The sequence below is a fragment of the Methylobacterium sp. genome, from assembly GCF_019745455.1.
Taxonomy (GTDB): domain Bacteria; phylum Pseudomonadota; class Alphaproteobacteria; order Rhizobiales; family Beijerinckiaceae; genus Methylobacterium.
The window spans coordinates 47,408-53,407 of record NZ_JAIETD010000043.1 but is presented as its reverse complement, the minus strand read 5'-3'; the positions used below and the strand labels follow the sequence as shown (position 1 = coordinate 53,407).

Genomic DNA, 6,000 nt, shown 5'->3' with positions numbered 1-6,000 from the left:
ATTTCGTCTCGGTGAGATATCCAGCCGAGAGGCGCAACCGGATGTCACCGAGCGGGAGGTCGGTGGCGTGAAGGCCAACGCTCCATTTTTCATAGCCTGTCCCGTCGGTGTAGACGGCCGCTTCAGGACCGAAATAGGTGCCCCGGATCCGTACCCCGTAAGAAAGGCGCGCCCACAGATCCCCACGAGCGGATCCGGCAATCGCCGTTCCGGTGAGCAATGTCTCGGCGCTCGGCCGAGCCCAGAGTTCCGCGTGCAGGCGAAGCCCGAGCCGCGTTGGCAACGTCCTCAACACGCCCCCGCCCGATAAGGCCTCGATCGCACTTTCCGGGCCGGCAAAGAGGGCCATTACTCCCCAATCCCGAAACCACTGGTAGCCGACGACAGCGGCGCCTGCCCCGGTCCAGCGCGTGAGGATAGGAGACGGACGAGAACCGCCGAACGATAACCTTTCAGACCGGAAGCCTCCACCGCCACTGAGCAGAACGGCGAGACCCTCGCGGTCGATGCGGTTCAATCCAACCTTCACGCCGGCAGTGGCGAAGGCCGATGGCGCTGCATCCAGGCTCCCGAAGATCACTGAGGAGGACGCGTGGTCCTGAGCGCTGGCACCCTTCGCAGCCGCACAGACGCAGAATGCCCGGAACGCCGCCGCTACCAGGACCGATGAATCGATGCTGCGGCGGATCCGCGGTCCAACCAAGGTGATTCCCCTGTCGCGTAAGGGGAAACTTTATCCGCCCATCCCAGGATTGCATCTTGATATGTAAAACAACCATAAACAATGCCACATAATGTGTGGACGATGACGGACTTGTTCCCGCTGTTTCGCAGCATGACGGCGAAGACAATCTTCTAAGTTGGTTAGATGGAAACTCATTACCTTAGGTTCATCTGGCAAACATACCAGCGGAACGATGGAGCGACACCGTCAGAATCGCGTTTCGTCGAAGGCCCGCACTTCGCCGCGCTTGGCGCTACGCCGGGACTAGGATAGAGCCCGGCCCGGGACAGCAGCCGACGGCCAACATTTCTTGTCTTCAGCACGAACCTCCGATGTCCTGACTGTCCTGGCCGCGCAGGAATCCGACCGGCTGACGGTGGGCGATATCGTAGCGGTCCTCCGGGATCGTGCCTTCGCGCTCCTGATCGTCATCCTCGGCTTGCCCAACTGCCTGCCGATGCCGCCGCCTATCCCGCTCGTCTGCGGTTTCCTGCTGCTGCTCGTCGCCTGTCAGATCATGGCGGGGATGGCCTCACCCTGGCTTCCCAAGATGCTGCTCGCCCGATCCGTGGCCCGGAGTGACGTTGAGCGTGCGGCCAAGCGAGCCGTCCCGCTGCTCAAGCGCCTGGAGAGATGGTCGCGTCCGCGACTCAGCCTGTTCGAGACGCCGCTCGGCATGCGAACCGTCGGCCTCATCGTGTTGACGTTGTCACTCGCCCTGATCGTGGCGGCACCGTTCATCGGCCAGATTCCCCTCGGCATCGCCATCTGCCTCGTCGGCCTCGGCCTGGTCGAGCGCGACGGCCTTCTGGTGATGGTCGGCCTCGGGATCGGCGTGCTCGGAGTGCTGCTCAATGCGGGCTTCGTCTACGCCGTCGTCTCCGGCATCATGAGTCTCTTCAACCTCTGAAATCGCCCCGAGTGAGAGCCCGTCAGGCGGCGAGGTGCCTCCTGCGCATGAGACGGCGCAGCAGCCCGCCGCGGGTGCCGACGAGCAGGGAGACGACGTAGAGCGCACCCGCTGAGAGGACGATCGCCGGACCTGTCGGCAGATCGGCGTGGTACGACAGGATGAGCCCGGACAGGCTGGCCGCCATCGCCAGCAGCATGGAAACCGGGATCAGTCCGCTCAGGTCTGTGGCCCATAGCCGCGCACTGATCGCCGGCAGCAGCATCAGACCCACGGCGAGCAGCGTCCCGAGAGCCTGGAAGCCGCCGACGAGGTTCATCACGACGAGGCCGAGGAAGGCGTAATGGACGGGGCCGCCGACGCCGCTGACGCTGCGCAGGAAGAGCGGATCGACGCATTCCATCACCAGCGGCCGATAGAGGGCCGCCAGCGCGAACAGCGTGACCGTCGCGATGCCGCCGAGGAGCAGCAGGGCCGGATCGTCGAGCGCCAGTACGCTCCCGAACAAAATGTGGAGCAAGTCGACCTGCGAGCCGCGCAGCGAGACCAGCAGCACCCCCGCGGCGAGGGATATCAGATAAAAGGCGGCGAGGCTCGCATCCTCCTTGATGACCGTCGAGCGCGTCACGAAGCCGGCGAGCAGGGCGACCGCGAGCCCGGCGGCGAGGCCGCCTAGAGTCATCGCCGGAAGCGAGAGGCCTGCGACGAGGAACCCGACGGCCGCGCCCGGCAGGATGGCGTGGCTCATCGCCTCGGTCATCAGGCTCATGCGGCGCAGCATGAGGAAGACGCCGATGGGCGGAGCCGAGAGCGAGAGCGCGAAGCACCCGACGAGCGCGCGCCGCATGAACGCGAATTCAAGGAATGGTCCGAAGACGAAATCGATCACACCGGCCTTCCGTGACTATGGCCATGATCATGAGCGCCATGGGCATGATCATGGCTGTGGCCGGAGCCCGTCGGCGCCCTCGAGCCGTGGCCGTCTTCCCTGGCGCAGACAGGCGCGTCCTCGTCCCATGCTTCCGACAGGCTCTGGGCACGCCCGAGATTCGAGGGGGTCAGGACGGCCGCGGTCGGTCCCCAGGCAACGGGTTCCCGGGCGAGAAGCAGCGTGATCGGGAAGTGCTCGGCAACCTGCGCAAGATCGTGCAAAGCCGCCACGATGGTCCGGCCTTGGCGGTGCCAGGACCGGATCAGCGCGAGGAGATCCTGCGTCGTCCGGCCGTCGACCCCCGAGAACGGCTCGTCGAGAAGGATGACAGATGCGTCCTGAAGGATCAGCCGCGCGAACAGGGCACGCTGAAACTGGCCGCCTGACAGGGTCCCGATCGAACGATCCTCGAAGCCATTGAGGCCGACGGCATGGAGTGCCTCGAACAATTCACTGCGGTTGCGACGAAGGCTGCGCCAGGAGCCGAACCTGCGCCAAAGACCCATCGCGGCGAGGTCGAGGACCGAGAGCGGGAAGCTCCGGTCGATTTCGGCGGCCTGGGGCAGGTAGGCGATGGCGCCGGCCGGCTCCGCCCGCTCGATCGACCCGTCGAGGCAGCCAATCTCTCCGATGATGCCCTTGAGCAGTGTCGACTTGCCGGCGCCGTTCGGTCCCACCAGGGCGAGGAGGTCGCCGCCGCATATTTCGCCATCGAGGTGGTGCACCGCCGGATGGCGGTCGTAGCCGAGCGTCACGCCCCGCAGGCCGATGGTGCCCGGTGGCTGGCGCAGACCCATCGCGGCACTCACTGCGACGCCCACAGGATGGCGGCCCAGAGGAGCCCCGTCAGCAAGGCGGCAGCGATGAAACGGAGGACGGCGCTCGCCTGGAACAGGGAGCGGCGTGGAATGGTGATCACTTCGCGGGTTCGGGTCATGTGCACGATGGAATTGCCCGAACGGAACCGCCGGCTTATGGTCTGCGGGTGATACACTGTAACACCGACGACGTTCAATCCGCGTCGGATGCAGGCCTGGACAGACGGGGTTTCGGGGACAACGCGATGCACGACCATGTCAGCGGAGCATCGGAGGCGGGTTGTCACGGCGACGTCGTGGAGCGCGCCGAGCGCCTCTGCCGTGACCGCGACCTGCAGTTCACGCGACTTCGCCGCGATGTCCTCTCGACGATTGCCTCGGAGCCTCGTCCGATGGGCGCGTACGACATCACCGAACGCCTGAGCGCCCAGGGGAAGCGGGTTGCCGCGGTCTCGGTCTATCGCGCTCTGGACTTCCTCGGCGAGCATGGTCTGGTCCATCGAATTGCGAGCCGCAATGCCTTCGTCTCCTGCGGCCATGATCACGGCAAGGCGGCCAAGCTCGTCTTCCTGATCTGCCGGAGTTGCGGCGGCATCGACGAGACCACGGCGCCGGCCGTCGAGAACGCGCTCGACACCACGCTGGCGCGATCCGGTTTCAAGCCGTCGAGCCGAATTCTCGAAGTCGAAGGCCAGTGCGGCGCCTGCCTCGCCCAGGAGGGCTGACCCCGCGCCTAATAGGCGTTGAGGTAGGCGCGCGGCGAGACCACGGTCTGGACCAGGATCTGAAGGTCGAACCAGACCGACCAATTGTCGATGTAGTGCAAGTCATGGGCGACCCGCCGCTCCATGTCGAGATCGGTGAGTGTCTCGCCGCGCAGGCCGTTGACCTGCGCCCAGCCGGTGATCCCCGGCTTGACGTTGTGGCGCCTGGCATAGAGCGCGATACGGCGTTCGAAGCTGCGATCATGGGCAACCGCATGGGGGCGGGGGCCGACGAGCGACATCTCACCGAGCACGACGTTGAACAACTGGGGCAGTTCGTCGATGTTCGATCGGCGCAGGACCGCGCCGACGCGGGTGATCCGGCTGTCGTTGCGCGACGCCTGCTTGAACGTGGCTCCGCCCTCGGTCTTCATGCTGCGGAACTTGTAGACGCCGAAGGCCTGCTGATTGAAGCCGTAGCGACGCTGCCGGAAGAAGACCGGGCCGGGACTGTCGAGCTTGATCAAGATCGCCACTGCGATGAAAAGCGGCGCGAGCATCACCAACGCCAGGAGCGACAGGCCGAGATCCATCGTCCGTTTAAGGAAAATCTCGCCTGCCTGGAGGGGTTTGCGCCCGATGCGGATGCCCGACAGGCGACCGACTCTTCCGACCTGAAGGTCCGGGAAGCGCTCCATCATCTGCCCCGGCCGAAGATGCAGCGCGGCGGGCACCCGCAGAAATGCGTCGATGCAGCGCTCGATATCGGCTGCGTCGGTCCATGGCACGAGGATGAAGATGTCGTCGGGCTGCAGGAATCTGACGACGGAAACCGCGAGGTCGAGGTCCTCGCCAACCTGCGCCGCACGGGAAAGCTCGTCGGCTTCGGGATCTGGCATGCGCAGGAAGCTCGTGCCGATGATTCGAAGTCCTAGCTCCGCCGTATCGTTGTGCGCGTGAAATCGCGCGATGTCCTCATCGTAGCCGACGAGGTGGACGCGATTCGCGGATGCCGAGGCTCTGGTGATGCCCCGGCGCAGAAGCGTTACCATGCCGATACGGACGAGGAGGAGGGTAGGCAGGCCCGTCAGGAAGACGCCGAGCGAGACGATGCGGGAGAGGTCGTTCGATGCCTTGGTTGCGAAACCGACGACAAGCGCAGCCACCCAGGCGAGGAGCCAGAGCGTCGCTGTACGGCGTAGGTATGGCCCGCGCGCGATCTGCGACTCGATGCTGTAATCGTCGCGTACCATGTTGGTGAGAAGAATGATCAGGCTCAGCAAGGCCGCGATCTGGAGGCCGGTGCCGGTGCCGACCGGCAGCATCGGTCGGCCGTAGGCATAACAGTAGACGAGATCGACGGCATAGGCGGAGCCCAGGATCGTCGCGAGATCCGCTGCCGCCGCCGCGCCTGAAATTCCGAGCCTGAACATGGCGCGGCTTCGCCGCGGCATCAACGCTGACCATACATCGCGTCGGCGACCGGGGGCAGCCGTCAGCTTCTGATAGACTTTCGGAGGCGGTTCCTGGAGCATAAGACTGATGTGTACCGTCTCGAGCCGGATTATGTGTCAAATTGACCGATCGACTCGTTCGATCGCCATTTGCTCGAACTAGCGAGCAATTCCCGCACCTCATCAACCGGCATCGCAGGTAAGCATGTCTACAGCGAGTAGGACGACGATCGTTGCGGCGAAACGTCGTTGTTCCTGATCATTTGATCGATCAGACACTGAATGCGAGATCGTCTCTGCCTGGTATGACGAAAGCTCTCGGTGGTCTGCTGGGTTCAGGCAAAGCTCAAGGTGAGGTGTTCTACCGCACCGACTTATGATCGGCAGCCGAGCAGCGACGGCATGGAGCAATCGCAGTCGCCATGCTGGCGCCGTAACGGCTGCCGCAGCTGAACTCGC

Annotated in this window: 7 protein-coding genes; 2 read left to right on the top strand and 5 right to left on the bottom strand. The window is 64.6% G+C overall.

What is annotated here, in order from left to right:
• Nucleotides 1–529 (bottom strand): cellulose biosynthesis protein BcsS (bcsS, locus tag K2Y56_RS10860; RefSeq protein WP_366848613.1); only part of this gene is annotated, 529 nt, incomplete at its 3' end.
• Nucleotides 530–1,034: 505 nt separating this feature from the next.
• Here bcsS and K2Y56_RS10855 point away from each other — a divergent pair.
• Nucleotides 1,035–1,634, top strand: a complete 600-nt coding sequence (locus K2Y56_RS10855; protein WP_292507392.1) for an exopolysaccharide biosynthesis protein — start codon at nucleotides 1,035–1,037, stop codon at nucleotides 1,632–1,634.
• 22 nt (nucleotides 1,635–1,656) lie between these two features.
• Here K2Y56_RS10855 and K2Y56_RS10850 read toward each other — a convergent pair whose 3' ends face one another.
• Genes K2Y56_RS10850 through K2Y56_RS10840 form a run of 3 tightly spaced genes read right to left on the bottom strand, consistent with a single transcriptional unit; the run spans nucleotide 1,657 to nucleotide 3,502 of the window.
• Nucleotides 1,657–2,481: a metal ABC transporter permease gene (locus K2Y56_RS10850; protein ID WP_292507397.1), complete on the bottom strand. Its 825-nt coding sequence runs from the start codon at nucleotides 2,479–2,481 to the stop codon at nucleotides 1,657–1,659.
• Nucleotides 2,482–2,519: 38 nt separating this feature from the next.
• Nucleotides 2,520–3,362 carry an ABC transporter ATP-binding protein gene (locus K2Y56_RS10845; protein WP_292507391.1) on the bottom strand — a complete coding sequence of 281 codons (843 nt, stop codon included), beginning with the start codon at nucleotides 3,360–3,362 and terminating at the stop codon, nucleotides 2,520–2,522.
• 8 nt (nucleotides 3,363–3,370) lie between these two features.
• Nucleotides 3,371–3,502, bottom strand: a complete 132-nt coding sequence (locus K2Y56_RS10840) for a hypothetical protein (RefSeq protein ID WP_292507390.1) — start codon at nucleotides 3,500–3,502, stop codon at nucleotides 3,371–3,373.
• 126 nt (nucleotides 3,503–3,628) lie between these two features.
• On the opposite strand from K2Y56_RS10840, the gene K2Y56_RS10835 reads away from it, so the two are divergent.
• Nucleotides 3,629–4,108 (top strand): Fur family transcriptional regulator, encoded by a 480-nt coding sequence (locus K2Y56_RS10835; RefSeq protein ID WP_292507389.1) that lies wholly within the window; start codon nucleotides 3,629–3,631, stop codon nucleotides 4,106–4,108.
• Between the two features lie 8 nt (nucleotides 4,109–4,116).
• Here K2Y56_RS10835 and K2Y56_RS10830 read toward each other — a convergent pair whose 3' ends face one another.
• Nucleotides 4,117–5,622 (bottom strand): exopolysaccharide biosynthesis polyprenyl glycosylphosphotransferase, encoded by a 1,506-nt coding sequence (locus tag K2Y56_RS10830; protein WP_292507388.1) that lies wholly within the window; start codon nucleotides 5,620–5,622, stop codon nucleotides 4,117–4,119.
• Nucleotides 5,623–6,000: the final 378 nt, after the last annotated feature.

Coding starts and splice junctions, on each gene's coding strand:
- K2Y56_RS10850 (WP_292507397.1), bottom strand. CDS start 2,481: ATGCGGCGCGCGCTCGTCGGGTGCTTCGCGCTCTCGCTCTCGGCTCCG.
- K2Y56_RS10845 (WP_292507391.1), bottom strand. CDS start 3,362: ATGGGTCTGCGCCAGCCACCGGGCACCATCGGCCTGCGGGGCGTGACG.
- K2Y56_RS10840 (WP_292507390.1), bottom strand. CDS start 3,502: ATGACCCGAACCCGCGAAGTGATCACCATTCCACGCCGCTCCCTGTTC.
- K2Y56_RS10835 (WP_292507389.1), top strand. CDS start 3,629: ATGCACGACCATGTCAGCGGAGCATCGGAGGCGGGTTGTCACGGCGAC.
- K2Y56_RS10830 (WP_292507388.1), bottom strand. CDS start 5,622: ATGCTCCAGGAACCGCCTCCGAAAGTCTATCAGAAGCTGACGGCTGCC.